A 25155-nucleotide genomic window follows, 5' to 3' on the forward strand; every position below is an offset into this window, starting at 1 on the left:
CCCGGCCAGGACTCACTGCACAAGGTCATTGCAGCGGTTCTTTCAGCGCGGCGGGAATCGGCAGCGGCATCACTTCGATGCCTTCTTCAACCAAGGAGCGCGCATCCTCGGGCGTCGTGACGCCGCGAATGCTGCGTGCCGGCGCCTCGTTGTAATGGATGCGCCGCGCTTCCTCGGCGAAGCGCTCGCCCACGTTCTCGGTCTTCTCCAGCACCTCGCGCAGCGCCCGCATCGCCCGGGCCTGCAGCGCGCGCGGATCGGCCGGCTGCGGCTGCGCCTGCGTCGCGCCCGAAAGGTTCAGACGCGGCGCCGACGGCATCCGGTTGATGTCGGTCGTCCCGCACACCGGACATTCGACCAGCTTGCGAGACAACTGCGCTTCGAATTCATCGGCGGAAGCGAACCAGCCTTCGAACCGATGACCGTGCGGACACTGTAAATCGAGGACCTTCATGCTGAATCAGGGCGTGTGACGAGTGTAGCGCAAATCGCGCTTTTTTGAACGACCGTGCTAAACCGGCTTCGCGCGGCCCGGCGGCCGGCGCGTCACGCGATTGTAACGCCGTGTCCGGCTCGCCGCCGACGCCCGCTCAGGGGTTCTGGAGCGCGCCGAGCGGCCAGTTGCCGGACAGCACCTTCTCGAGCCACATCGTGCCGATGATCGTCTTCACATCGGAGATCTGACCGGTGCGCACCCATTCGAGCAGGTCGGGCAGCGTCGCCGTGAAGGTTTCGAGGAATTCGCCTTCGTCGAGCTTGCGCTCGCCGGCCGTGAGCCCGCGCGCGAGGTACAGGTCGATGAACTCGGTCGAATAGGAAATGATCGGGTGAATGCGCGTCAGGAACACGTACTCGCGGGCCGTGTAGCCGGTTTCTTCGCGCAGCTCGCGCACCGCGCACGCGAGCGCGCCTTCGTTCGGATCGAGCTTGCCGGCCGGGAATTCGGCCATGACCTTGCCGATCGGATAGCGGTACTGGCTTTCCATCAGCACGCGACCGTCGTCGAACAGCGGGATCACCATCACCGCGCCCGGATGCTGGACGTACTCGCGCGTCGCCTGCTTGCCGTCAGGCAGACGCACCGTATCGCGCTTGAGCTTGAGGAATGCGCCGTCGAAAATCGCCTCGCTGTCGAGGCAGGTTTCGGTGAGTGCGGCGTCGTGATTGGGTAGTTCGGCCATCGGCGGGCTCCGGGGAAATGAGCACGCGACGGCCGCAGCCGTCAGCGTCGTTTGACGAGATACTGAAACGTGAAGCCGGGAAACGCGAACACGATGAACAGGCTGAACGTGATCGCGTAAAACTGCCAGCCCTGTTCGAAGCGGTTGCCGGCGCGCGATTCGAGCCAGAAGCCGAGCGCGCCGACCACGAAGTACAGCACGATCAGCTCGCCGATCCGAATCCACGCACTCTTCTTCGCCGCGCCGATCGGCACCGCGGCGAACAGGCGTTGATTCAGGAACGGCAGGTTGGCGCACAGGAGCGCCAACAGCACGATGAACCAGCCGGCTGCCGACATTACAGCGGCAGCGTCTGCAGCGTATGACGGATCGCCTGCAGGCAAGCCGTCAGCAGCGGGCTCGGAACCAGGCCGAGCGCAACGATCGCAAGGCCGTTGACCACCAGGATCGTGCGCTTGCAGAAGTCGCCCGTGATCGGCGACGCGTCCTGCGGTGCATCGAAGTACATCAGCTTCACGATGCGCAGGTAGTAGAACGCGCCGAACAGCGACGTGATCACCGCGAGCACCGCGAGCCACGTGAGGCCGGCGTTGACCGTGGCCTCGAGCACCGCGAGCTTCGCGTAGAAGCCGACGGTCGGCGGGATGCCGGCCAGCGAGAACATCATGACCATCATCACGAACGCGAACACCGGGCTGCGCTTGTTGAGGCCCTTGAAGTCGTCGATCGTTTCGGCTTCGAAATCGCGGCGTGCGAGCAGCATCACCACGCCGAACGAGCCGAGCGTCGTGATCAGGTAGACGATCGCGTAGAACATCGCCGAGCTGTACGCGTTCGCCGGTGCGGCCGCGTCGCCCTTCACGATGCCGGCCAGCAGGCCGAGCAGCACGAAGCCCATGTTCGAGATCGCCGAGTAAGCGAGCATCCGCTTGATGTTGCGCTGGACGATACCGGTGATGTTACCGACGATCAGCGACAGCGCGGCGAGGATCACGAGCGCGGTCTGCCAGTTCTGCGCGAGCGGCAGCAGGCCCATCACCAGGAAGCGCAGGCCCCACGCGAACGCGGCAACCTTCGGACCGCCGCCGACGAACAGCGTCATCGCGGTCGGTGCGCCCTGATAGACGTCCGGCACCCACATGTGGAACGGCACGGCGCCGAGCTTGAACGCGATACCGGCGACGATGAAGATCACGCCGAACATCAGCACGGCCGCGTCGGTGTTGCCGCTGACCGCCTTGTACACTTCGCCGAGCTCGAGCGAGCCGGTCGCGCCGTAGAGCATCGAGATGCCGTACAGCACGAAGCCCGATGCGAGCGCGCCCAGCACGTAGTACTTCATCGCGGCTTCGCTCGACTGCGCGGCGTCGCGGCGCAGCGCGATCACGGCATACAGCGACAGCGACATCAGTTCGAGGCCGAGGTACAGCGTCAGGAAGTTGTTGCCCGACACCATCACCAGCTGACCGAGCAGCGAGAACATGCCCAGCAGGAACACGTCGCCGCGGAACATGTCGCGGTCTTCGAGGTACTTGCGCGAGTAGACGAGCGTGACCGCGAAGCCGAACGATACGACGGCCTTCATCATGCTCGCGAACGAGTCGACGACGACCATCCGCGAGAAGAAGTAGTACTGGTGCGGATCGAGCGCCTGCACGGCAAACCAGACGCCGGCGACGACCGACGCCACCACCGCGATCAGATAGGTCAGGCGGCGGCCGGCGGCACCGGTAAAGGTGTCGTTCAGCCACGCGACGATGATGGCGGCCATCACCAGCGCGTCAGGCAACAGGACATTCATAGGTGCGTTCATGATCTTGAGTTCCTCCGCTCGCGCTTACTGGGCCAGCGGCAGCTTCGACTGCGCGACATGGGAGAGGAGGTTTTCCACGGAAACGTGCATCACGTCGGTGAAGGGCTTCGGATACAGGCCCATCAGCAGCGTGAACGCGGCGAGCACGGCCAGCATCACGAATTCGCGACGGCCGATGTCCGTCAGCTTCGCGACGTGGTCGTTCGCGACGGCGCCGAAATACACGCGCTTGTACATCCACAACGTGTAGGCAGCGCCGAGGATCAGCGTGAATGCCGCACCGAAGCCGATCCAGAAGTTGTACTGGACGGCCGCGAGAATCACCATGAACTCGCCGACGAAACCCGACGTGCCCGGCAGGCCGCAGTTGGCCATCGAGAACAGCATCGCGAATGCGGCGAACTTCGGCATCACGTTCACGACGCCGCCGTAATCGGCGATCTGGCGCGAGTGCAGGCGGTCGTACAGCACGCCGATGCTCAGGAACATCGCGCCCGAGACGAAGCCGTGCGAGATCATCTGGACGATCGCGCCTTCGACGCCGAGCTGGTTGAAGATGAAGAAGCCGAGCGTCACGAAGCCCATGTGCGCGATCGACGAATACGCGACCAGCTTCTTCATGTCGGCCTGCACCATCGCGACGAGGCCGATGTAGATCACCGCGATCAGCGACAGCGTGATCACGACCGGCGCCAGGAAGTGGCTCGCGTCAGGCGTGATCGGCAGCGAGAAGCGCAGGAAACCGTATGCGCCGAGCTTCAGCATGATCGCGGCCAGCACGACCGAGCCGCCCGTCGGCGCTTCCACGTGCGCGTCCGGCAGCCACGTGTGCACCGGCCACATCGGCACCTTCACCGCGAACGCGAGGAAGAATGCGATGAACAGCATGATCTGCGGCGTCATCGCGATCTTGGCGTTCTGCCACGTCGCGAGGTCGAACGAATGCGTCTGCGTGTACAGGTAGATCAGCGCGACCAGCATCAGCAGCGAGCCGGCCAGCGTGTACAGGAAGAACTTGAACGCCGCGTACACGCGGTTCGGGCCGCCCCACACGCCGATGATGATGTACATCGGGATCAGCGTGGCCTCGAAGAACACGTAGAACAGCAGGCCGTCGGCCGCCGAGAACACGCCGATCATGATCCCGGACAGGATCAGGAAGGCCGCCAGGTACTGCGCGACGTTCTCGGTGATCACTTCCCACGCGGCGATCACGACGATCACCGTGATCAGCGCGGTCAGCACGACGAACCACATCGAGATGCCGTCGACGCCGAGGTGGTACGAGATGTTGAAGCGTTCGATCCAGGTCGATTGCTCGACGAACTGCAGCGCGGCCGTGCTCGAATCGAAGCCGGTGATCAGCGGCAGCGTGACCGCGAGGCCCAGCAGCGAGCCGATCAGCGCGAGCCAGCGGGCCGCCCCCGGGTTTTTGTCGTTACCGACCGCGAGCACGAGGAGGCCGAAAACGATCGGCAGCCAGATCGCGGTACTGAGAATCGGAAAAGCGTGCATTAGTTGTCCCCCCGCCTTATTTGCCGCCGAGCGTTACAAACAGGGTCAGGAGCCCCAGCATGCCGATGATCATGGCGAACGCGTAGTGATAGATGTAACCGGATTGGAGGAAGCGGATCACGCCGGCGAACCAGCCGATGAACCGGGCGCTGCCGTTGACGAGACCGTCGATCACGACGACGTCGCCCTCCTTCCACAGGCCGCGGCCGATCGCCACCGAACCGCGGGCGAACACCACTTCGTTGATCTTGTCCATGTAGTACTTGTTGTCCAGCAGCGTGTAGATCGGACCGAACGCGCGGCGGATCGACGCCGGCAGATCCGGACGCTTCAGGTACAGGAACCACGCGACGACGACACCGGCAAGCGCCAGCCACACCGGCAGACCCGACACCGAGTGCAGGCCCATGCCGACCCAGCCGTGGAACTCTTCGGCCATCTCGGCGAGTGCCGGATGGTTCTGGCCGATGAAGATCACCTTGTCGAACGCGACGCCGTGCTGGAAGAAGTCGCCGTACAGCATCGGACCGATCGCGATCGCACCGATGATCAGCGACGGGATCGCCAGCAGCACCAGCGGCACCCACACGACCCACGGGGTCTCGTGCGGCTCGTGCGCATGGTCGTCATGACCGTGGCCATGGCCGTGATCGTCGTGACCGTGTGCGGCGGCCATGCCCATCGGCGATTCCGGATGCTTCGGCTTGCGGAAGCGCTCTTCGCCGTGGAACACCAGGAAGTACATGCGGAACGAGTACAGCGCCGTGACGAACACGCTGGCGACGACCGCGAAGTATGCGAAGCCCGAACCCGGCAGGTGCGACAGCTTCACCGCGTCGATGATCGAGTCCTTCGAGTAGAAGCCCGAGAAGAACGGCGTGCCGATCAGCGCGAGCGAACCGACGAGCGACGTGATCCACGTGATCGGCATGTACTTGCGCAGGCCGCCCATGTTGCGCATGTCCTGGTCGTGGTGCATGCCCATGATCACCGAACCGGCGCCGAGGAACAGCAGCGCCTTGAAGAACGCGTGCGTCATCAGGTGGAACACGGCGACCGGGTAAGCGGACACGCCGAGCGCGACGGTCATGTAGCCGAGCTGCGACAGCGTCGAGTACGCGACGACGCGCTTGATGTCGTTCTGGACGATCCCGAGGAAGCCCATGAACAGCGCCGTGATCGCGCCGATCACCGTGATGAACGACAGCGCCGTATCCGACAGCTCGAACAGCGGCGACATGCGCGACACCATGAAGATGCCGGCGGTCACCATCGTCGCCGCGTGAATCAGTGCGGAGATCGGCGTCGGGCCTTCCATCGAGTCGGGCAGCCACACGTGCAGCGGGAACTGCGCCGACTTACCCATCGCGCCGATGAACAGGCAGATACAGGCAACGGTCAGCAGGCCCCAGTCGGTGCCCGGGAAGTGCAGGCTCGCGAGTTCCGCGCGCTTCGCGAACACTTCGCCGTAGTTCATCGAGCCCGCGAACGCGAGCAGCAGGCCGATGCCCAGCAGGAAGCCGAAGTCGCCCACGCGGTTCACGAGGAACGCCTTCATGTTCGCGTAGATCGCGCTCTCACGCGTGAAGTAGAAGCCGATCAGCAGGTACGACACCAGACCCACCGCTTCCCAGCCGAAGAACAGCTGCAGGAAGTTGTTGCTCATCACGAGCATCAGCATCGAGAACGTGAACAGCGAGATGTACGAGAAGAAGCGCTGGTAGCCGTCCTCTTCCGACATGTAGCCGATCGTGTACACGTGCACCATCAGCGAGACGAAGGTGACGACCACCATCATCATCGCGGTCAGCGAATCGACGAGGAAGCCGACCTCGAGTTTCAGCGAGCCGACGTTCATCCATTCATAGACGGTCGCGTTGAAGCTCGCGCCGCCCATCACGTCGAAGAAGACTTTCGCCGACAGGAGGAACGCGATCAATACGCCGAGGATCGTGATCCGATGTGCGCCCTTGCGCCCCACTGCGTTCCCGAACAGCCCCGCAATCAGCGAGCCGGCCAGCGGAGCGAGCGGAATCGCCAGCAGCAGGTTTTCATTGAGTGTCGTTGACATAACAGCGTTGCCTGAAATTAACCTTTGAGCTGATCGAGATCCTCGACATTGATCGTGTCGAGCTTACGGAACAGGGTCACCAGAATCGCGAGGCCGATCGCGGCTTCCGCTGCGGCGACCGTCAGCACGAAGAACACGAAGATCTGGCCGTGTACGTCGCCGAGATAGTGCGAGAACGCGACGAAGTTGGTGTTGACGGCCAGCAGCATCAGTTCGATCGCCATCAGGATGATGATGATGTTGCGGCGGTTCAGGAAAATCCCGACGATCGACATCGCAAACAGGATCGCGCCGAGCACGAGGTAATGGGCAAGAGTCAGCATGGTATGGGTTTCCTCCGCTTAGCCGTTGGTGCTCGTACCGGCTTCGCTCTGCGCCGTTGCCGGCTGCGGCTTGTCCGCTTCCATCTTCACGAGGCGCACGCGATCGTTGCGGCGCACCTTGACCTGATCCGACACGCGCTGGCGCTTGCTGTCCTTGCCGTGACGCGCGGTCAGCCCGATCGCGGCGATGATCGCCACCAGCAGCACCAGGCCGGCGATTTCGAACGCGAAGATGTAGTCGGTGTAGATCACCTTGCCGATCAGGCGCGTGTTCGACCAGTCGGCCATCGCGCCGGTCGCCATCGCGTGGACCGTGTGCGTGTCGCCGTAGCCGCGCCACAGGATCAGCGCGGTCTCGACCACGATGATCGCGCCGACGACGGTGGCCATCGGCACGAACTTCTTGAAGTCGCGCCGCAGGAAGTCGATGTTGATGTCGAGCATCATCACGACGAACAGGAACAGCACCATCACGGCGCCCACGTAGACCAGCACCAGCAGGATCGCGAGGAACTCCGCTTCCAGCAGCATCCAGATCGCGGCGGCGTTGAAGAACGCCAGCACAAGGAAAAGCGCAGACGCCACCGGGTTGCGCGAAGTGATCACCTTCAGCCCTGATACCACCAGGAGCAGCGCGAAGATGTAGAACAGTACGGTCGTGAATTCCATGATTACCGGTTCATCGTTAGGCCATAGTCAGGCGCGGCTTGCGGGACGCTCTCGCGTGCCGCACCCGTCGCGGCGGCACGGCCCGTCGATGCCGGGCCGGCACTGCAAACACAATCAACGATACGGCGCGTCGGCAGCCTTCGCCGCGGCGATGTCCTTCTCGTAGCGATCGCCCACCGCGAGCAGCATTTCCTTCGTGAAATACAGGTCGCCGCGCTTTTCGCCGTGGTACTCGAGAATCTGCGTCTCGACGATCGAATCGACCGGGCAGCTTTCTTCGCAGAAACCGCAGAAGATGCACTTCGTCAGGTCGATGTCGTAGCGCGTCGTGCGGCGCGTGTTGTCCGCACGCGTTTCCGATTCGATCGTGATCGCCATCGCGGGGCACACGGCCTCGCACAGCTTGCACGCGATGCAGCGCTCTTCGCCGTTCTCGTAGCGGCGCAGCGCGTGCAGCCCGCGGAAACGCGGCGAGATCGGAGTCTTTTCTTCCGGGAACTGCACCGTGAACTTGCGCCGGAACGTGTAGCGACCGGTCAGCGCGAGCCCCTTCAGCAGCTCCGTCAGGAAGAAGGTCTTAAAGAAGTGTTGGATTGCCGTCATGATTTCGTCCGATCTTTACTTCACCCAGATGTTCAGCGGCGACATCATCCAGAAGCCGACCACGACCACCCAGATCACCGTGACGGGCAGGAACACCTTCCAGCCCAGGCGCATGATCTGGTCGTAACGGTAGCGCGGGAACGTCGCACGCACCCAGATGAACACCGACAGCAGCGCGAATACCTTCAGCACCAGCCAGAAGATGCCCGGAATGAACGACAGGAATTCGAACGGCGCGTCCCAGCCGCCGAGGAACAGCGTCGCCGCCAGCGCCGAGATCACGATCATGTTGATGTACTCGGCGAGGAAGAACAGCGCGAACGCCATACCCGAGTAATCGATCATGTGACCCGCGACGATTTCCGACTCGCCTTCCACCACGTCGAACGGGTGACGGTTCGTTTCGGCGATGCCGGACACGAAGTAGACGACGAACGCCGGCAGCAGCGGCAGCCAGTTCCACGACAGGAAGTTCACGCCGTGGCCGGCGAAGAAGCCGTGCTGCTGCGAGCCGACGATTTCCGACAGGTTCAGGCTGCCGGCCGTCATCAGCACGAGCACCAGCGCGAAGCCCATCGAGATTTCGTACGAGACCATCTGCGCAGCGGCGCGCATCGCGCCGAGGAACGCGTACTTCGAGTTCGACGCCCAGCCGGCGAGAATCACCGCATACACGCCGATCGACGAGATCGCCATCGCGTACAGCAGGCCGGCGTTCACGTTCGCGAGCACCGCCTGGGCCTGGAACGGGATCACCGCCCACACCGCGAACGCAGGCACGACCGTCATGACCGGCGCGACCAGGTACAGCCAGCGGCTCGCTGCGCTCGGCTGAATCACTTCCTTCAGCAGCAGCTTCAGCACGTCGGCGATCGGCTGCAGCAGACCGGCGGGGCCGACGCGGTTCGGCCCGAGACGCACGTGCATCCAGCCGATCAGCTTGCGTTCCCACAGAATCAGGTACGCGACGCACAGCAGGATCACGACGGCGACGACGAGGATGCGCACGAGCGCCCACACCGTCGGCCACGCGACGCCGAGAAGCTGGGCTCCGCCCGCGTTGATCGTATCGAACAAGCTCATTTACGCCTTCTCCACCACCAGTTCACCGAACAGGCTGCCGAGCGCTGCGCCGGCAGGCGTCGCCGCCGACACGCGAACGACCGTCTCCGCAAGATTCGCGTCGCGCACGGCCGGCAACTGCACCGCACGCTCGCCTTGACGCACGCGCACCGCGTCGCCTTCCTTCAAGCCCAGCTTGTCGAACAGCCCGGCCGGCAGGCCGACGGTGTTCGCGGCCTTCGCGGCGGCCGTCAGGTGCAGCGCACCTGCGCGGCGCACGAGTGCGTCGGCGTGATAGATCGGCACGTCGGCGAGGCGCTCGAAGCCGCCGTTCGCGGCGCTGGCTGCGACACGTGCCGGCGCGACCGACGTGCGGTTCGACAGGCGGCTTGCGACACCTGCGTCGCCGAGCGCGGCGAGACGTACTTCTTCGGCCGTCTCGTATTCGAAGTTCGGCAGGCCGAGCAGGCTGCCCAGCACGCGCAGCACCTTCCAGCCGGGGCGCGTGTCGCCGAGTGCGCGCACGACGCCGTTGAAGCTCTGCACCGTGCCTTCGGCGTTCACGTACGTGCCGGCCGTTTCGGTGAACGGCGCGATCGGCAGCAGCACGTCGGCGTAATCGACGCCGTGCTTGAACGGCGACATCACGACGACCATTTCCGCCTGGTTCAGCGCGGCAAGCGCCTGCGCCGGATCGGCGGTGTCGAATTCCGGTTCGACGTTCAGCAGCACGTAGCCCTTGCGCGGCTGCGCGAACGCTTCGCGAGCGTTCAGGCCGCCTTCGCCCGGCAGTGCGCCGACCGCGTGCGCGCCGACCGTGTTCGCTGCTTCCGTCAGGAAGCCGAGCGTCGCGCCGGTGTTCTCGGCGATCCACTGTGCGAGCGCGTGCAGCTGCGCGAATTGCGGGTGACGCACGGCGACGTTGCCGAGCAGCACCGCGCGGCGTTCGCCGTTCGCGAGCGATTGCGCGACGGCCTGGGCGGCCGCCGACGCCGTGACGCCGGCGAGCGCATCGGGCAGCGCGACGCCGCGCAGTTGCGCGACCGCCGCGGCGATGCCGGCCAGTTCGTCGAGCCATGCCGACGGTGCGGCGACGATGCGCTGCGCGGTCGGGATCAGCGAGTCGTCGCCGGTTGCGTTCAGGAAGTGCAGCTTCGCTCCGTTCTTCGCGGCCTGACGCAGGCGTGCGGCGAACAGCGGGTGGTCGCGGCGCAGCAACGAGCCGACAACCAACGCGGCACCGAGGTTCGACAGATCGGCGATCGGCATGCCGAGCCACGGCGCACCGGCGACCGGCGCCGAGAAATCCTGCTGGCGCAGACGGAAGTCGACGTTCGGCGTCTTCAGTTCATTGGCGAGCTGCTTCACGAGGAACAGCTCTTCGGCCGTGCTGTGCGCGCTCGCGAGCATCGCCAGCGCATTCGCGCCGTGATCCGCGGCGATGCCCTTCAGGCCCTTCGCGACATATTCGAGTGCGGTCTGCCAGTCGGTTTCGATCCACTGGCCGCCCTGCTTCAGCATCGGCTTCGTCAGGCGCTCGGCGCTGTTGAGCGCTTCATACGAGAAGCGGTCCTTGTCCGAGATCCAGCATTCGTTGATCGTTTCGTTCTCGAACGGCAGCACGCGCATCACGCGGTTGTTCTTCACCTGCACGACGAGGTTCGCGCCGACGGAATCGTGCGGGCTCACCGACTTGCGGCGCGACAGTTCCCAGGTCCGGGCGCTGTAGCGGAACGGCTTGCTGGTCAGCGCGCCGACCGGGCACAGGTCGATCATGTTGCCCGACAGCTCGGAGTCGACCGTCTTGCCGACGAACGTCGTGATTTCCGAGTGCTCGCCGCGGCCCAGCATGCCGAACTCCATCACGCCGGCGATTTCCTGGCCGAAGCGGACGCAGCGCGTGCAGTGGATGCAGCGCGACATTTCTTCCATCGAGATCAGCGGGCCCACGTTCTTGTGGAACACCACGCGCTTTTCTTCCGAATAGCGCGACGACGACTTGCCGTAGCCGACCGCCAGATCCTGCAGCTGGCATTCGCCGCCCTGATCGCAGATCGGGCAGTCGAGCGGGTGGTTGATGAGGAGGAATTCCATCACCGACTGCTGCGCCTTCACGGCCTTGTCGGATTGCGTGTGCACGACCATGCCGGCCGACACGGGCGTCGCGCAGGCAGGCACGGCCTTCGGCATCTTCTCGACTTCGACGAGGCACATCCGGCAGTTGGCCGCAACCGACAGTTTCTTGTGATAGCAGAAGTGAGGAATGTACGTATCCGCCTTGTGCGCAGCCTGGATCACCATGCTGCCTTCGGGCACCTCGACCTTCTTGCCGTCTATTTCAAGTTCAACCATGATGGTGAATGGTCCTTAACCTATTTCCGCCCGTTCGCGCGTTCGCCCGACCGTGCGCTCAAATTCCGCAACCGGTACTTCGCTTCAGGCTGCCGCCGCGTGTGTGTGGCCGCCGACCATGCAGTGCTTGTGCTCGACGTGGTACGCGAATTCGTCCCAGTAGTGCTTGAGCATCCCGCGAACCGGCATCGCCGCCGCGTCGCCGAGCGCGCAGATCGTACGGCCCATGATGTTCTCCGCCACCGAGTTCAGCAGGTCCAGGTCTTCCTGGCGGCCCTCGCCGTGCTCGATGCGGTTCACGACGCGATACAGCCAGCCGGTGCCTTCGCGGCACGGCGTGCACTGGCCGCACGATTCCTCGTAATAGAAGTACGACAGGCGCAGCAGCGAACGCACCATGCAGCGCGTCTCGTCCATCACGATCACCGCGCCGGAGCCGAGCATCGAGCCCGCCTTCGCGATCGAGTCGTAGTCGAGATCCGTCTGCATCATGATGTCGCCCGGAATCACCGGCGCCGACGAGCCGCCCGGAATCACGGCCTTGATCTTCTTGCCGCCGCGCATCCCGCCGGCGAGCTCCATCAGCGTCGCGAACGGCGTGCCGAGCGGCACTTCGTAGTTGCCCGGACGCTCGACGTCGCCCGACACCGAGAAGATCTTCGTGCCGCCGTTGTTCGGCTTGCCGATCTCGAGATAATTCTGCGGCCCGATGGACAGCAGGAACGGCACCGCGGCGAACGTCTCGGTGTTGTTGATCGTGGTCGGCTTGCCGTACACGCCGAAGCTCGCCGGGAACGGCGGCTTGAAGCGCGGCTGGCCCTTCTTGCCTTCGAGCGATTCGAGCAGCGCCGTTTCCTCGCCGCAGATGTACGCGCCGTAACCGTGGTGCGCGTGCAGCTGGAACGAGAATTCCGAGCCCATGATGTTGTCGCCGAGGAAGCCGGCGGCGCGCGCCTCGTCCAGGGCAGCCTCGAAGCGTCGATAGACTTCGAAGATTTCGCCGTGGATGTAGTTGTAGCCGACGGTGATGCCCATCGCGTATGCGCCGATGGCCATCCCTTCGATCAGTGCGTGCGGGTTCCAGCGCAGGATGTCGCGATCCTTGAACGTGCCCGGTTCGCCTTCGTCCGAGTTGCAGACGAGGTACTTCTGCCCCGGGAACTGGCGCGGCATGAAGCTCCATTTGAGGCCGGTCGGGAAGCCCGCACCGCCACGGCCGCGCAGGCCCGACGCCTTCACGTCGGCGATCACCTGCTCCGGCGGAATCTTCTCTTCGAGAATGCGACGCAGCTGCTTGTAGCCGCCGCGCGCGACGTAATCTTCGAGATGCCAGTTCTCGCCGTTAAGGCCTGCGAGGATCAGCGGTTTGATGTGACGGTCGTGAAGGGACGTCATTTCGAAAGCTCCTCAAGCAGCTGGTCGATCTTCTCGCGGCTCATGAAGCTGCACATTCTGTGATTGTTCACCAGCAGCACCGGCGCATCGCCGCACGAGCCCATGCATTCGCCTTCTTTCAGCGTGAACTTGCCGTCAGGCGTGGTCTCGCCGAAGCCGATGCCCAGCTTCTGTTTCAGGTAGTCGGCCGTCGCCTCGGCGCCGCCGTGCGGGCCAAGCTGACACGGCAGGTTCGTACAGAGCGTGATCTTGTGCTTGCCGACCGGTTTGAGCTCGTACATCGTGTAGAACGTCGCGACTTCCTGCACGGCAACGGCCGGCATGCCGAGATAGTCCGCGACGAACTGCATCAGTTCGGGCGACAGCCAGCCGTGCTCTTCCTGAGCGACGGCCAACGCCGACATCACGGCGGACTGTTTCTGATCGGCGGGATACTTCGTCAACGCTCGATCGATTTCTTTCAGGCCTTCAGCTGAGATCATTTTCAGACACGACTCTTTCAATTCCTACCGAACGAACAACCTGCCGCACTGCTGTGCATGGACGGCAGACCTGGCGCTCACTGTTGACAGCTTGCGAAGCCGCGCCGGTTCAGCGCATGCAGCATCAGACTTCGCGTGTGACTTACTGCTCGCCGCCCGCTCGCGCGGGCGGCGCAACCATTAGCGATCGATCTCGCCGAACACGATGTCCTGCGTACCGATGATCGTGACGGCGTCGGCAATCATGTGGCCGCGCGCCATTTCGTCGAGCGACGCGAGATGCGCGAAGCCCGGTGCGCGGATCTTGAGGCGATACGGCTTGTTGGCACCGTCCGACACGAGATAGATGCCGAACTCGCCCTTCGGATGCTCGACTGCCGCGTACGCTTCGCCTTCCGGCACGTGAAAACCTTCGGTGAAGAGCTTGAAGTGGTGAATCAAGTCTTCCATGTTGGTCTTCATGCCGACGCGCGACGGCGGCGCAACCTTGTGATTGTCGGTCATCACCGGCCCCTGATTCTTGCGGAGCCACTCAATACACTGTTTCGCGATACGGACCGACTGACGCATTTCTTCGACACGCACCAGATAGCGGTCGTAGCAATCGCCGTTCACGCCGACCGGCACGTCGAAATCCATGCGATCGTACACTTCGTACGGTTGCTTCTTGCGCAGGTCCCACGCGATCCCCGAGCCGCGCAGCATCGGGCCGGTGAGGCCCATCTGCAACGCACGTTCCGGGCTCACGACGCCGATCCCGACCAGACGCTGTTTCCAGATCCGGTTGTCGGTCAGCAGGGTTTCGTATTCGTCGATGCACTTCGGGAAGCGCGTGAAGAAGTCGTCGATGAAGTCGAGCACCGAGCCGCTGCGCGCTTCGTTCATCTTCGCGAGCGCCTTCTCGTTGCGGATCTTCGACGCCTTGAATTGCGGCATCGCATCCGGCAGGTCGCGATAGACGCCGCCCGGACGGTAATACGCCGCGTGCATCCGTGCGCCGGACACCGCTTCGTACACGTCCATCAGGTCTTCGCGCTCGCGGAACGCGTACAGGAACACGGCCATTGCGCCGACGTCGAGCGCGTGCGCGCCGATCCACATCAGGTGGTTCAGCACGCGCGTGATCTCGTCGAACAGCACGCGGATGTACTGCGCGCGCTCCGGCACGTCGATGCCGAGCAGACGCTCGATCGCGAGCACATAGCCGTGCTCGTTGACCATCATCGACACGTAGTCGAGACGGTCCATGTACGGCACGGACTGGATGAAGGTCTTGTTTTCCGCGAGCTTTTCGGTCGCGCGGTGCAGCAGGCCGATGTGCGGATCGGCACGCTGGATGACTTCGCCGTCGAGCTCGAGCACGAGGCGCAGCACGCCGTGCGCTGCCGGGTGCTGCGGGCCGAAGTTGAGCGTGTAGTTCTTGATTTCTGCCATGACGCCCCCTTAATGTTTCAGACCGCCATAGCGATCCTCGCGGATCACGCGCGGCGTGATTTCGCGCGGCTCGATCGTCACCGGCTGGTAGACGACCCGCTTCTCTTCCGGGTCGTAGCGCATTTCGACGTAGCCCGACACCGGGAAGTCCTTGCGGAACGGGTGGCCGATGAAGCCGTAGTCGGTGAGGAGGCGGCGCAGGTCGGGGTGCCCTTCGAACACGAGGCCGTACAGGTCGAACGCTTCGCGCTCGTACCAGTTCGAGGAAGACCAGGTGTCGACGAGCGACGGCACGATCGGCAGATCGTCGTCCGGCGCGAACACGCGCAGGCGCAGGCGCCAGTTGTTCGTGACCGACAGCAGCTGCGACACGGCCGCAAAACGCGGGCCGTCGTACGCGCCGTCGCCGTACGTCTGGTAGTCGATGCCGCAGAGGTCGATCAACTGCTCGAAACGGAGCTTCGGATCGTCGCGCAGCGTCTTTGCGACTTCGAGGTAATCGCTCGCCTTCACGACGAGCGTCAGTTCACCGATTGCTTCGGTGAGGCTCACCACGCGCGCGCCGAGCGCGGCTTCGAGGTTTGCCTTGAGAGTCTCGATTTTGCTTGCCATATTGAGGGGACGCTCGGGGCCTTTATTGACGGGCGATGGTATTGGTGCGGCGGATCTTCGCCTGCAGCTGGATCACGCCATAGACCAGCGCCTCGGCCGTGGGCGGGCAGCCCGGCACGTAGACGTCGACGGGCACGATCCGGTCGCAGCCGCGCACCACCGAGTACGAGTAGTGGTAGTAACCGCCACCGTTCGCGCACGACCCCATCGAGATCACCCAGCGCGGCTCGGCCATCTGGTCGTACACGCGGCGCAGTGCCGGCGCCATCTTGTTGCAGAGCGTGCCGGCGACGATCATCACGTCGGACTGGCGCGGACTCGGGCGGAACACGACCCCGAACCGGTCCAGGTCGTAGCGCGCCGCGCCCGCATGCATCATTTCGACGGCGCAACACGCGAGCCCGAACGTCATCGGCCACAACGAGCCGGTGCGCGTCCAGTTGATCAGCTTGTCAGCCGTCGTGGTGACAAACCCTTCCTTCAAGACCCCTTCGATACTCATTTGCTTTCCACTCCAGACGAGCGACCCAGCGTGGTCGCCCATGCAAACCGGCGATTAAACCCATCACTCCCAGTCGAGCCCGCCTTTCTTCCAGATATAGGCAAAGCCCAGCAGGAATTCGAGCAGAAAAATCATCATTGCGCTGAAACCCGGCCAGCCGATGTCCCGGAGCGCGACGCCCCACGGAAACAGGAATGCGGTTTCGAGATCGAAGATGATGAACAGGATGGCGACGAGGTAGTACCGGACGTCGAACTTCATCCGGGCGTCTTCAAAGGCTTCAAAGCCGCACTCGTACGGTGCATTCTTGTCGACGTCCGGCTTGTTGGGCCCAAGGAGCTTGCCGATACTGACCAGCGCTATACCTAAACCAGTGCCCACGAGGAGGAACAACAAGACGGGGTAATAGGCTGCGAGGTTCAAGGCAATCCTCTATCGGTTGGTTCTGAGCGTCCGGAGAATACCACTTCCGGCGGAAGGAATCATTTCGGAGTACGCGCGATCCCAAGACAATCGCAAGACACACCCCACAAATGAAAAATGCCAGCCACTAGAAGCGGCTGGCATTGAGTAACTTTGGTGCCGACGGCGAGACTCGAACTCGCACAGCTTTCGCCACTACCCCCTCAAGATAGCGTGTCTACCAATTTCACCACGTCGGCACTGCATGCAACTCGGGTCGTACTGCACGTTTCCCGCGAATCGCTTCAAGAATTAAATTCTAACCCGAGTTCCCGGTTTGTTCAACGCACAACGGCAAAAATTTTAACTTTTTATTTCGGCACGTCCTGGCCCGGGGCGCTTGCCGCCGACGCGGCGGAACCCGCTGCGGCAGAGGCTGCGACGACCGGCGCCGAGGCCGCCGGCGCAGATGCCGGCGCGGTCGCGGCCGCGCCCAGTACGCCTGCCGACGGCGTCGCCTTGTACGAACCGAGGTACGTCAATGCGAGCGTCGCGATGAAGAAAACCGTAGCCAGCACGGCCGTCGTGCGCGACAGGAAGTTCGCCGAGCCGGTCGCGCCGAACAGGCTGCCCGACGCGCCGCTGCCGAATGCGGCGCCCATGTCGGCACCCTTGCCGTGCTGCAGCAGCACGAGCCCGATCACGCCCAGCGCGGACAGCACCTGCACCACAATAATCAGCGTTTTGAATAACAGCATCACACCCACCCGGTTGGATCTGGCGACCGGACCACCCGGCCGCCATCATGGTTCAATTCGATCGCGGACCGCTCAACGCGCAGCCCGGCAGATCGCCAGAAAATCTTCAGCCTTCAGCGACGCGCCGCCGATCAGGCCGCCGTCGATGTCCGGCTGCGCGAACAGTTCTTCCGCGTTGTCCGGCTTGACGCTGCCACCGTACAGCACCGACACGTGCGCCGCACCCTTCGCCGCGAGACGCGCACGCAGGAACGCGTGAACGTCCTGCGCCTGCGCCGACGTCGCGCTCTTGCCGGTGCCGATCGCCCAGACCGGCTCGTACGCGACGACGATGCGCGCCGCCTCGTCGGCCGTCAGCACGGCAAGCACGGCGTCGAGCTGCGCACCGACGACCCGCTCGGTCGTGCCCGCTTCGCGCTCGTCGAGCGTTTCGCCGACGCACACGACCGGCGTGAGGCCCGCCGCGAGCGCGCGCTGCGCCTTCGCGGCGACGGTCTCGTTGCGCTCGCCGTGATACGCGCGACGCTCCGAGTGACCGACGATCGCATACTGCGCGCCGAATTCCGCGACCATCGCGGCCGCCACTTCGCCGGTGTACGCGCCCTGCTCGTGCGCCGACACGTCCTGTGCGCCGAACGCCACCCGGCTGCCGCCGAGCACCGCCTGAACCTGCGCGAGATAGGGGAACGGCACGCATACGCCGATCGACGTGCCGGCCGCCACTGCGTCCGCGCCCTGCACCACTTCGTTCAGCAGCGCCTGGTTGCCGGCCAGCCGGCCGTGCATCTTCCAGTTGCCGATCACTCGCTTTGTTCGTTGTTTCGACATCGTGTCCGTCTCGTCACTATCTTGTCATTAACGTGCCGAAAAACCGGCCGTCAGGTTGGATTCTGGCGAAGCAAACCCGCGATTTTACTGCGCCCGGCTTGAACCGGTCAAACCGCCGATGTCAAGCCCGGCCGCACGACCGTCACGCGATCGCGCCCCAATCCAGCACGATCTTGCCGATGTGCTCGCCGCTTTCCATCAGCGCATGCGCCTGGGCGGCGTCGCCGGCAGGCAGCACGCGGTAGATGACCGGCTTGATGCGGCCGTCCGCGAGCAGCGGCCACACGCGCGCCTTCAGCTGGGCGGCGATGCGCGCCTTGAACTCGACCGGACGCGGACGCAGCGTCGAGCCCGTCACCGTCAGGCGGCGGCGCAGGATCTCGCCCAGGTTGATCTCGGCCTTCGCGCCGCCGAGCAGCGCGATCAGCACGATCCGGCCGCCGTCCGCGAGCACGGAGAGTTCGCGCGGCAGGTACGCCGCGCCGACCATGTCGAGGATCACGTCGACGCCGCGGTCGTGCGTCAGCGACTTGACGACCTCGACGAAATCCTCGGTCTTGTAGTTGATCGCACGCTCGGCGCCGAGCGCCTCGCATGCCCGGCATTTGTCCGCCGTGCCGGCCGTCGCGAACACGCGGAAACCGAGCGCATGCGCGATCTGGATGGCCGTCACGCCGATCCCGCTCGAGCCGCCCTGCACCAGCAGCGTTTCCTGCTCGCCGCCCTCGCCCGCGCCGAGCAGCGCACGGTCGAACACGTTGCTCCACACCGTGAAGAACGTTTCGGGTAACGACGCAGCTTCGATGTCGGTCAGGCCGCCGGGCACCGGCAGGCATTGCGGCAGCGGCGCGACCGCATATTCGGCGTAGCCGCCGCCGGCGAGCAGCGCGCAGACGCGGTCGCCCAGCTTCAGCCCGAACGGGTTCAGCGCCGGATCGGAGAGGTCGCCGCCGACGATCTCGCCCGCGACCTCGAGGCCCGGCAGGTCCGACGCACCGGGCGGCGGCGCATACGCGCCCTTGCGCTGGAACACGTCGGGCCGGTTCACGCCCGAAGCCGCCACCTTGATCAGCACCTCGCCGCGCGCCGGTTCGGGGCGCACGCGCTCCGTCAGCTTCAACACGTCGGGGGCACCGAATTCGGTGATTTCAATGGCTTTCATGGTGATGGCTCCAGGCTCGGAATCGGATGGCGAATGAGGCGCCCGCGCGCGGCGCGGATGCTGCGCCGGCGCTGCTGCGCCGCACAACGATGCTACAGAAAAAACGGCCGGCGCGCTCTCGCGCTGCCGGCCGTTCTCACGCGGGTCCGCTTACTGCTGCGGCGGCGTGTCCGACTGCGACGCGGCAGCCGCTTCGTTCAGCAGCGCCTTCGCCGACAGGCGCACGCGACCCTTCTCATCCGTCTGGATCACCTTGACCTTAACCTGCTGACCTTCCTTCAGGTAGTCGTTGATGTCCTTCACGCGCTCGTTGACGATTTCCGAGATGTGCAGCAGGCCATCCTTGCCCGGCAGCAGGTTCACGATCGCGCCGAAATCGAGCAGCTTGAGCACCGTGCCTTCGTACACCTGGCCGACTTCGATCTCGGCCGTGATGTTCTCGATGCGCTTCTTCGCTTCGGCCATGCCTTCGCTGCTCGTGCTCGCGATCGTCACGACGCCGTCGTCCGAAATGTCGATCGTCGTGCCGGTTTCTTCGGTCAGCGCGCGGATCACCGAACCGCCCTTGCCGATCACGTCGCGGATCTTTTCCGGGTTGATCTTGATCGTGATCATGCGCGGCGCGAACTCGGACAGTTGCGTGTTCGCACCCGACACTGCCGACGTCATCTTGCCGAGGATGTGCATGCGACCTTCCTTCGCCTGCGCGAGCGCGACCTGCATGATTTCCTTCGTGATGCCCTGGATCTTGATGTCCATCTGCAGCGCGGTCACGCCGTGCTCGGTGCCGGCCACCTTGAAGTCCATGTCGCCGAGGTGATCTTCGTCGCCGAGGATGTCGGTCAACACCGCGAACTTGTTGCCCTCGAGGATCAGGCCCATCGCGATACCGGCGACGTGCGCCTTCATCGGCACGCCGGCGTCCATCAGCGCGAGGCAGCCGCCGCACACCGACGCCATCGACGACGAACCGTTCGATTCGGTGATTTCCGACACGACGCGGATCGAGTAGCCGAATTCGTCGGCGCTCGGCAGGCACTTGACCAGGGCGCGTTTCGCGAGACGGCCGTGGCCGATTTCACGACGCTTCGGCGAGCCGACGCGGCCCGTTTCGCCCGTCGCGAACGGCGGCATGTTGTAGTGGAGCATGAAGCGTTCGCGGTATTCGCCTTCGAGCGCGTCGATGATCTGCTCGTCGCCCTTCGTGCCGAGCGTCGCGACGACGAGCGCCTGCGTCTCGCCACGCGTGAACAGCGCCGAACCGTGAGTGCGCGGCAGCACGCCGGTGCGGATCTCGATCGGACGCACGGTGCGCGTGTCGCGACCGTCGATGCGCGGCTCGCCGTTCAGGATCTGCGAGCGGACGATCTTCGCTTCGATGTCGAACAGGATGTTGCCGACGGTGGCCTTGTCGGCCGCGACCGTGCCGGCCGCCAGCGCGTCTTCTTCGAGCTTCGCCGAGGTCGCCGCGTAGACTTCCTTCAGCTTCGTCGAGCGCGCCTGCTTGTCGCGCAGCTGGTAAGCGGCGAGCAGATCGCCGTGCGCCAGCTCCGTCACGCGCGCGATCAGCGCTTCGTTCTTCGGGGCCGGCTGCCAGTCCCACTCCGGCTTGCCGCCTTCGCGCACGAGCTCGTGGATCGCGTCGATCGCGATCTGCATCTGTTCGTGGCCGAACACGACCGCGCCCAACATCACGTCTTCCGGCAGCTGGTCGGCTTCCGATTCAACCATCAGCACCGCGCGCTCCGTACCGGCGACGACGAGATCGAGGCTCGACGCCTTGATCTGGTCACGCGTCGGGTTCAGCACGTAGGCGTTGTCGATGTACGCGACGCGCGCGGCACCGACCGGGCCGTTGAACGGCAGGCCCGACACGGCCAGCGCGGCCGACGCGCCGATCAGCGCGGGAATGTCGGCCGGGATGTCCGGGTTCACGGACAGCACGTGGATCACGACCTGCACTTCGTTGTAGAAGCCTTCCGGGAACAGCGGGCGCAGCGGACGATCGATCAGGCGCGACGTCAGCGTCTCATGCTCCGACGGACGGCCTTCGCGACGGAAGAAGCCGCCGGGGATCTTGCCGGCAGAGTAGGTCTTTTCGAGGTAGTCGACGGTCAGCGGGAAGAAATCCTGGCCCGGCTTCGCCGACTTGGCGCCGACGACGGTCGCCAGCACGACGGTGTCTTCCACGTCGACGATGACGGCACCGCTCGCCTGACGGGCGACTTCACCGGTTTCGAGGCGCACCTTGTGCTGGCCCCACTGGAATTCCTTCACGACCTTGTTGAACATGGACATGGTTGCTCCTTTGAACTCATTCGTTTCATTCGCCGCGTGGGCCATCCCGCGCGGCGGCGTCCCGACCGAATCACCCGGAGCAAGGTGTGTTTTTTATGCCATTCCAGCGCGACGCTCGTCGAGCGGCGCGCTGGAATGACACAAATCCCGACCCCGGTATCAGCCGTTCCGGCAGCCCGGCCGCGATGTACCGGACTACCTGCGATGCGTGTGACGCTACGCACCGCGCAAAAACAAAATGCCTGCATCAGCGGACTGACACAGGCATCTTGCTGGCGGCAATCGCCTCGATTACTTACGCAGACCCAGCTTCTCGATCAGCGCGCGGTAACGGTCGGCATCCTTGCCCTTGAGGTAGTCGAGCAGCTTGCGGCGGCGGCTCACCATGCGCAGCAGGCCGCGGCGGCTGTGGTGATCCTTCGCGTGGGTCTTGAAGTGACCCGTCAGTTCGACGATACGTGCGGTCAGCAGTGCGACCTGGACTTCGGGCGAACCCGTGTCGTTGGTACCGCGGGCGAACTGAGCAACGACTTCCGACTTCTTGATATCTGCAACAGACATGTGATTTCCTTGATTTCGACTTTCCAACTGTACACGCGGACACGGAAGAATGGCCGTGCCGTGACTTACAACCGGCGCGCATTGTAGCACAACTACGCGCCGCTCCTACCGCCGCCCGTCACGGGCGCGTCATCGAACACGCGGACGGCAGCGGCGTGCGCTGCGCCGGCACCGCCAGAATCGTCCGGAAGCCGTAGCCCGAGCCCTCGTTGTCGAAGCGAACGCCCGGCGTGCCGGCCTTGTCCATCTCCATCACGTAAAGGGGCTGGATCAGTTGATGATCCTGGGCGCGCATCGTCGACGCATGGAAGCCGTCGTCGAACGACAGCCCTTCCAGCGCGTGGGCCACCGCGACCGGGTCGGCCGAACCGGCCCGCTCCATCGCGGCCGCCAGCATCTCGATCATCAAGCTCATGCGCCGCACCGGATAGTCGTCCTGCGCGGCGGGGAAACGGGTGCGGAACGCACGGTAGAACGCGTCCGACTTCGCGCCGCCCGCGTTCGGGTGCCAGTCGGCGACGGCCACGACCCGTCCGACGCCCGCGTCGCCGAGCGCGGCCGGCGCGCCGAGACTGTTGCCGTAGAACGTGTAGAACTTCGCGTTCAGCCCCTGCTCGCGCGCCGCCTTCACGAGCAGCGTGAGGTCGTTGCCCCAGTTGCCGGTCACGACGGCGTCCGCGCCGCTCGCGCGGATCTTCGCGATATACGGCGAGAAATCCTTGATGCGGCCGATCGGATGGAATTCGTCGCCGGCAATCGTCACGTCGGGGCGCCGCTCGGCCAGCGCCTGCCGCGCGAGCGTGCTGACGTCATGGCCGAAGCTGTAGTCCTGGTTCAGCAGATAGAGCTTGCGCAGCGCGCGGTCGCGCGCCATCACGTCGGCGAGCGCGGCCATCCGCATCCCGGCGTGCGCGTCGAAACGGAAATGCCAGAAACTGCAGCGCGCGCCGGTGAGCGCCGGATCGTCGGCCGAATAATTGAGCAGCAGCATTCGGTTGTCCGGCGTGCGCGCGTTCAGCTTGTCGAGCGCGGTGACCAGCGCGGCCGCCACCGCCGAGCTGTTGCCCTGCGCGACGAAGCCGATGTGCCGGTCGGCCGCCGCGCGCAACTGCACGAGCGCATCTTCCGGGCTGCCCTTGCTGTCGAGCACGACGAGTTCGAGCGGATGCTTGCCGTCGCGCAGCTTCACGCCGCCCGCCGCATCGACCTGCTCGACGCCGAACCGCAGGTTGCGCTCGACTGCCGCGCCCGCATTCGCGAACGGGCCCGACATCCCTTCGATCAAGGCGATCCGCACCGGCTCGCCCGCCGCCTGCGCGCACGACGCCAGCATCCATCCGGCGCTCCACGCGAGCGCCCATCGCTTCCATGATTGCATCCGTTACCTGCCGCTGAATCTGTCCGGGGAAAGCGCGGATCATAGGCCGCCCGCGCCGCCGCCCGCAAGCATCGCGCGACGCGGCGCCGGCCGGCGATCCGCACCGATTTTTGCGCGCGCGTGCGCGGGCACGCGCGGTCCGTGATACAACTGAACGGTTAGCGAGTTCTGGAGAAACCCATGCGCATTCGCATTCCCATGCGCCTGCCGGTGCTGATCGCCTGCGCGGCGACGCTCGTCGCCGGCTGCGCCCAACCGTGGCAGCAATACCAGGCCGGCCAGGACGAGTCGGCGATCGTCGCGCGCATGGGCCCGCCGCGCGAGATCTACGACCTCCCCGGCGGCGGCAAGCGGATGATGTGGCCGACCCAGCCGATGGGCGAGATCACGATCGCGGCCGACATCGACGCGGCCCATCGGATCGTCAACGTGCGCCAGGTGCTGCAGCCGAGCGAGTTCTATCGTGCGGAAATCGGCAAGTGGACCAAGACCGACGTGCTCGTCAACTTCGGCCGCCCGGTCGAAACCTCGTACTTCCCGCTGATGAAGCGCGAGGTGTGGACGTACCGGTATCTCGAGGACAACGTCTGGTACATGATGTACAGCTTCTATTTCGATCCGCAGGGCATCCTGCGCACGACGCAGAAAACCCCCGATCCGCTGCACGACCCCGATCGTCGTAATCTGTTCTGAGCTTCGATTGCGCATTTTCGCGCAATTTTCACAATGGCCATTTACGTATCGATGCGTAAATGGCCATTTCGTTTTTTCCGCCCTGGTTCATTAATCGCGATTCCTCCGCGGTAATGCTTTCCGATGCCACAACGCTCGCGTGGCGACATGCCGAATCGCTTGTGGCGCAATGCCAGCAGCCCCGCGCATGGACTATCCGTTCCGTGCGTTGAATTGGTGCAATTGATGCACCTTGCCGAATCGAGTTGAAACAATTTGTATCAATGACCCCTGGCACTAGGGCGTACCCCTAATATCGGTCGAATCAAACCTTTCAATTTAGAAAGCATCTGACCGCTCACGTTTTGTGCGGTGTCTATTCGTTTCTGTCGAAAAGGAGTCCTCATGAACCGCCCGAAGAGCATGCTGGTTGCCAACATCGCCTGGGCCCGCGAGACGCGCGAACACACGCCCGGCTTCTTCGATACGCTCGCGCGCGGTCAGAATCCGCGCGTGCTGTGGATCGGCTGCTCCGACAGCCGCGTGCCCGCCGAAACTATCACGCACAGCGTGCCCGGCGAGTTGTTCGTCCATCGCAACATCGCGAACCTGTTCCATCCCGACGACGACAATTCCGCGAGCGTGCTCGAGTACGCCGTGCGCGTGCTGAAGGTCGACCATGTGATCGTCTGCGGTCACTACGGTTGCGGCGGCGTGCGCGCGTCGCTGCTGCCGCCGCCGGCCGACCTGCCGCACGTGGCGCGGCGCATCGCTCCGCTCTGCGCGCTCGCACGACGCCATCGCGACACGCTCGGCGGCCTCGACGAAACGGCTGCCGCCGATCGTCTGGCCGAATTGAACGTCCTCGAACAGGTGCGGCTGCTGCGCGCGTCGCCGATCGTGCGCGGCCGCGAGCGCCCGCCGCTCGTGCACGGCTGGATCTTTTCGCTCGCCGACGGCCGCCTGAAGGAGCTCGACTCCGGCTATACGGCGCCCGAGCCAGCCGAATCCGACCTCGAGCACGCCGCCACGGCCGCGGCAGTCGGCTGATCCGCGCCTTCTTCCACGCCAATGACATCGCC

Annotated in this window: 25 protein-coding genes and 1 tRNA gene; 2 read left to right on the forward strand and 24 right to left on the reverse strand. The window is 64.5% G+C overall.

Annotated elements, in window-relative coordinates; all coding sequences use genetic code 11:
- Positions 1-25 precede the first annotated feature (25 nt).
- The 24 genes from MYA_RS09915 to MYA_RS10030 all read right to left on the reverse strand — a co-directional run bounded on the left by MYA_RS09915 (position 26) and on the right by MYA_RS10030 (position 23401).
- A complete protein-coding gene (locus MYA_RS09915) occupies positions 26-454 on the reverse strand; it encodes a DUF1178 family protein (protein ID WP_011885521.1) in 429 nt (142 codons plus the stop codon).
- A 136-nt stretch (positions 455-590) separates the two neighbouring features.
- Positions 591-1181: an NUDIX domain-containing protein gene (locus MYA_RS09920; RefSeq protein ID WP_014723354.1), complete on the reverse strand. Its 591-nt coding sequence runs from the start codon at positions 1179-1181 to the stop codon at positions 591-593.
- Positions 1182-1222: 41 nt separating this feature from the next.
- Positions 1223-1519: a DUF2818 family protein gene (locus tag MYA_RS09925; protein ID WP_011885523.1), complete on the reverse strand. Its 297-nt coding sequence runs from the start codon at positions 1517-1519 to the stop codon at positions 1223-1225.
- Positions 1519-2982 carry an NADH-quinone oxidoreductase subunit NuoN gene (gene nuoN / locus MYA_RS09930; protein WP_175464266.1) on the reverse strand — a complete coding sequence of 488 codons (1464 nt, stop codon included), beginning with the start codon at positions 2980-2982 and terminating at the stop codon, positions 1519-1521. The genes MYA_RS09925 and nuoN overlap by 1 nt, the downstream gene beginning before the upstream one ends.
- A 36-nt stretch (positions 2983-3018) precedes the next feature.
- A complete protein-coding gene (locus MYA_RS09935; RefSeq protein WP_011885525.1) occupies positions 3019-4509 on the reverse strand; it encodes an NADH-quinone oxidoreductase subunit M in 1491 nt (496 codons plus the stop codon).
- Positions 4510-4525: 16 nt separating this feature from the next.
- The gene (nuoL, locus tag MYA_RS09940) at positions 4526-6580 is read right to left on the reverse strand and encodes an NADH-quinone oxidoreductase subunit L (RefSeq protein WP_011885526.1); all 2055 of its coding nucleotides are present in this window, start codon (positions 6578-6580) and stop codon (positions 4526-4528) included.
- A 17-nt stretch (positions 6581-6597) separates the two neighbouring features.
- Positions 6598-6903: an NADH-quinone oxidoreductase subunit NuoK gene (gene nuoK, locus MYA_RS09945; protein WP_011885527.1), complete on the reverse strand. Its 306-nt coding sequence runs from the start codon at positions 6901-6903 to the stop codon at positions 6598-6600.
- An 18-nt stretch (positions 6904-6921) separates the two neighbouring features.
- Positions 6922-7572: an NADH-quinone oxidoreductase subunit J gene (locus MYA_RS09950; RefSeq protein WP_011885528.1), complete on the reverse strand. Its 651-nt coding sequence runs from the start codon at positions 7570-7572 to the stop codon at positions 6922-6924.
- Between the two features lie 114 nt (positions 7573-7686).
- Positions 7687-8175 carry an NADH-quinone oxidoreductase subunit NuoI gene (gene nuoI, locus MYA_RS09955; RefSeq protein WP_011885529.1) on the reverse strand — a complete coding sequence of 163 codons (489 nt, stop codon included), beginning with the start codon at positions 8173-8175 and terminating at the stop codon, positions 7687-7689.
- Between the two features lie 15 nt (positions 8176-8190).
- Positions 8191-9258: an NADH-quinone oxidoreductase subunit NuoH gene (gene nuoH, locus MYA_RS09960; RefSeq protein WP_011885530.1), complete on the reverse strand. Its 1068-nt coding sequence runs from the start codon at positions 9256-9258 to the stop codon at positions 8191-8193.
- Entirely contained in the window at positions 9259-11589 is a 2331-nt protein-coding gene (gene nuoG, locus MYA_RS09965) for an NADH-quinone oxidoreductase subunit NuoG (RefSeq protein ID WP_014723356.1), read from the reverse strand. It abuts the gene before it with no gap.
- Between the two features lie 84 nt (positions 11590-11673).
- Positions 11674-12984, reverse strand: coding sequence for an NADH-quinone oxidoreductase subunit NuoF (nuoF, locus tag MYA_RS09970; RefSeq protein ID WP_011885532.1), 1311 nt, complete (start codon positions 12982-12984; stop codon positions 11674-11676).
- The gene (gene nuoE, locus MYA_RS09975) at positions 12981-13466 is read right to left on the reverse strand and encodes an NADH-quinone oxidoreductase subunit NuoE (protein WP_006478266.1); all 486 of its coding nucleotides are present in this window, start codon (positions 13464-13466) and stop codon (positions 12981-12983) included. Before nuoE ends, nuoF begins: the two co-directional genes overlap by 4 nt.
- A 180-nt stretch (positions 13467-13646) precedes the next feature.
- Positions 13647-14900: an NADH-quinone oxidoreductase subunit D gene (locus MYA_RS09980; RefSeq protein WP_011885533.1), complete on the reverse strand. Its 1254-nt coding sequence runs from the start codon at positions 14898-14900 to the stop codon at positions 13647-13649.
- 9 nt (positions 14901-14909) lie between these two features.
- Positions 14910-15512: an NADH-quinone oxidoreductase subunit C gene (locus tag MYA_RS09985; protein WP_011885534.1), complete on the reverse strand. Its 603-nt coding sequence runs from the start codon at positions 15510-15512 to the stop codon at positions 14910-14912.
- Between the two features lie 22 nt (positions 15513-15534).
- On the reverse strand, positions 15535-16014 hold the full coding sequence (locus tag MYA_RS09990) for a NuoB/complex I 20 kDa subunit family protein (protein WP_006398799.1): 480 nt from the start codon (positions 16012-16014) through the stop codon (positions 15535-15537).
- Positions 16015-16077: 63 nt separating this feature from the next.
- On the reverse strand, positions 16078-16437 hold the full coding sequence (locus tag MYA_RS09995) for an NADH-quinone oxidoreductase subunit A (RefSeq protein WP_011885535.1): 360 nt from the start codon (positions 16435-16437) through the stop codon (positions 16078-16080).
- A 154-nt stretch (positions 16438-16591) separates the two neighbouring features.
- A tRNA-Leu gene (locus MYA_RS10000) sits at positions 16592-16676 on the reverse strand.
- Positions 16677-16787: 111 nt separating this feature from the next.
- Complete coding sequence (gene secG / locus MYA_RS10005) at positions 16788-17174, reverse strand: preprotein translocase subunit SecG (protein WP_041493866.1); 387 nt, start codon at positions 17172-17174, stop codon at positions 16788-16790.
- A gap of 72 nt (positions 17175-17246) precedes the next feature.
- Positions 17247-18002: a triose-phosphate isomerase gene (tpiA, locus tag MYA_RS10010; RefSeq protein ID WP_014723359.1), complete on the reverse strand. Its 756-nt coding sequence runs from the start codon at positions 18000-18002 to the stop codon at positions 17247-17249.
- A 142-nt stretch (positions 18003-18144) separates the two neighbouring features.
- Positions 18145-19164, reverse strand: a complete 1020-nt coding sequence (locus MYA_RS10015; protein WP_014723360.1) for an NAD(P)H-quinone oxidoreductase — start codon at positions 19162-19164, stop codon at positions 18145-18147.
- A 150-nt stretch (positions 19165-19314) separates the two neighbouring features.
- Positions 19315-21462: a polyribonucleotide nucleotidyltransferase gene (pnp, locus tag MYA_RS10020; RefSeq protein WP_011885539.1), complete on the reverse strand. Its 2148-nt coding sequence runs from the start codon at positions 21460-21462 to the stop codon at positions 19315-19317.
- A gap of 291 nt (positions 21463-21753) precedes the next feature.
- Complete coding sequence (gene rpsO / locus MYA_RS10025) at positions 21754-22023, reverse strand: 30S ribosomal protein S15 (RefSeq protein ID WP_006398792.1); 270 nt, start codon at positions 22021-22023, stop codon at positions 21754-21756.
- A gap of 118 nt (positions 22024-22141) precedes the next feature.
- Positions 22142-23401 (reverse strand): branched-chain amino acid ABC transporter substrate-binding protein, encoded by a 1260-nt coding sequence (locus tag MYA_RS10030; protein WP_014723362.1) that lies wholly within the window; start codon positions 23399-23401, stop codon positions 22142-22144.
- A gap of 180 nt (positions 23402-23581) precedes the next feature.
- Between MYA_RS10030 and MYA_RS10035 the strand changes: the two genes are divergently transcribed.
- Together MYA_RS10035 and MYA_RS10040 are read left to right on the forward strand one after the other, a co-directional pair.
- Positions 23582-24094, forward strand: a complete 513-nt coding sequence (locus MYA_RS10035; protein WP_011885541.1) for a hypothetical protein — start codon at positions 23582-23584, stop codon at positions 24092-24094.
- A 384-nt stretch (positions 24095-24478) separates the two neighbouring features.
- Entirely contained in the window at positions 24479-25123 is a 645-nt protein-coding gene (locus MYA_RS10040) for a carbonic anhydrase (protein ID WP_014723363.1), read from the forward strand.
- The last annotated feature ends 32 nt before the right edge of the window (positions 25124-25155 follow it).

Source organism: Burkholderia sp. KJ006 (genome assembly GCF_000262695.1).
Taxonomy (GTDB): domain Bacteria; phylum Pseudomonadota; class Gammaproteobacteria; order Burkholderiales; family Burkholderiaceae; genus Burkholderia; species Burkholderia vietnamiensis.

Coding starts and splice junctions, on each gene's coding strand:
- MYA_RS09915 (WP_011885521.1), bottom strand. CDS start 454: ATGAAGGTCCTCGATTTACAGTGTCCGCACGGTCATCGGTTCGAAGGC.
- MYA_RS09920 (WP_014723354.1), bottom strand. CDS start 1,181: ATGGCCGAACTACCCAATCACGACGCCGCACTCACCGAAACCTGCCTC.
- MYA_RS09925 (WP_011885523.1), bottom strand. CDS start 1,519: ATGTCGGCAGCCGGCTGGTTCATCGTGCTGTTGGCGCTCCTGTGCGCC.
- nuoN (WP_175464266.1), bottom strand. CDS start 2,982: ATGAATGTCCTGTTGCCTGACGCGCTGGTGATGGCCGCCATCATCGTC.
- MYA_RS09935 (WP_011885525.1), bottom strand. CDS start 4,509: ATGCACGCTTTTCCGATTCTCAGTACCGCGATCTGGCTGCCGATCGTT.
- nuoL (WP_011885526.1), bottom strand. CDS start 6,580: ATGTCAACGACACTCAATGAAAACCTGCTGCTGGCGATTCCGCTCGCT.
- nuoK (WP_011885527.1), bottom strand. CDS start 6,903: ATGCTGACTCTTGCCCATTACCTCGTGCTCGGCGCGATCCTGTTTGCG.
- MYA_RS09950 (WP_011885528.1), bottom strand. CDS start 7,572: ATGGAATTCACGACCGTACTGTTCTACATCTTCGCGCTGCTCCTGGTG.
- nuoI (WP_011885529.1), bottom strand. CDS start 8,175: ATGACGGCAATCCAACACTTCTTTAAGACCTTCTTCCTGACGGAGCTG.
- nuoH (WP_011885530.1), bottom strand. CDS start 9,258: ATGAGCTTGTTCGATACGATCAACGCGGGCGGAGCCCAGCTTCTCGGC.
- nuoG (WP_014723356.1), bottom strand. CDS start 11,589: ATGGTTGAACTTGAAATAGACGGCAAGAAGGTCGAGGTGCCCGAAGGC.
- nuoF (WP_011885532.1), bottom strand. CDS start 12,984: ATGACGTCCCTTCACGACCGTCACATCAAACCGCTGATCCTCGCAGGC.
- nuoE (WP_006478266.1), bottom strand. CDS start 13,466: ATGATCTCAGCTGAAGGCCTGAAAGAAATCGATCGAGCGTTGACGAAG.
- MYA_RS09980 (WP_011885533.1), bottom strand. CDS start 14,900: ATGGCAGAAATCAAGAACTACACGCTCAACTTCGGCCCGCAGCACCCG.
- MYA_RS09985 (WP_011885534.1), bottom strand. CDS start 15,512: ATGGCAAGCAAAATCGAGACTCTCAAGGCAAACCTCGAAGCCGCGCTC.
- MYA_RS09990 (WP_006398799.1), bottom strand. CDS start 16,014: ATGAGTATCGAAGGGGTCTTGAAGGAAGGGTTTGTCACCACGACGGCT.
- secG (WP_041493866.1), bottom strand. CDS start 17,174: ATGCTGTTATTCAAAACGCTGATTATTGTGGTGCAGGTGCTGTCCGCG.
- tpiA (WP_014723359.1), bottom strand. CDS start 18,002: ATGTCGAAACAACGAACAAAGCGAGTGATCGGCAACTGGAAGATGCAC.
- MYA_RS10015 (WP_014723360.1), bottom strand. CDS start 19,164: ATGAAAGCCATTGAAATCACCGAATTCGGTGCCCCCGACGTGTTGAAG.
- pnp (WP_011885539.1), bottom strand. CDS start 21,462: ATGTCCATGTTCAACAAGGTCGTGAAGGAATTCCAGTGGGGCCAGCAC.
- rpsO (WP_006398792.1), bottom strand. CDS start 22,023: ATGTCTGTTGCAGATATCAAGAAGTCGGAAGTCGTTGCTCAGTTCGCC.
- MYA_RS10030 (WP_014723362.1), bottom strand. CDS start 23,401: ATGCAATCATGGAAGCGATGGGCGCTCGCGTGGAGCGCCGGATGGATG.
- MYA_RS10035 (WP_011885541.1), top strand. CDS start 23,582: ATGCGCATTCGCATTCCCATGCGCCTGCCGGTGCTGATCGCCTGCGCG.
- MYA_RS10040 (WP_014723363.1), top strand. CDS start 24,479: ATGAACCGCCCGAAGAGCATGCTGGTTGCCAACATCGCCTGGGCCCGC.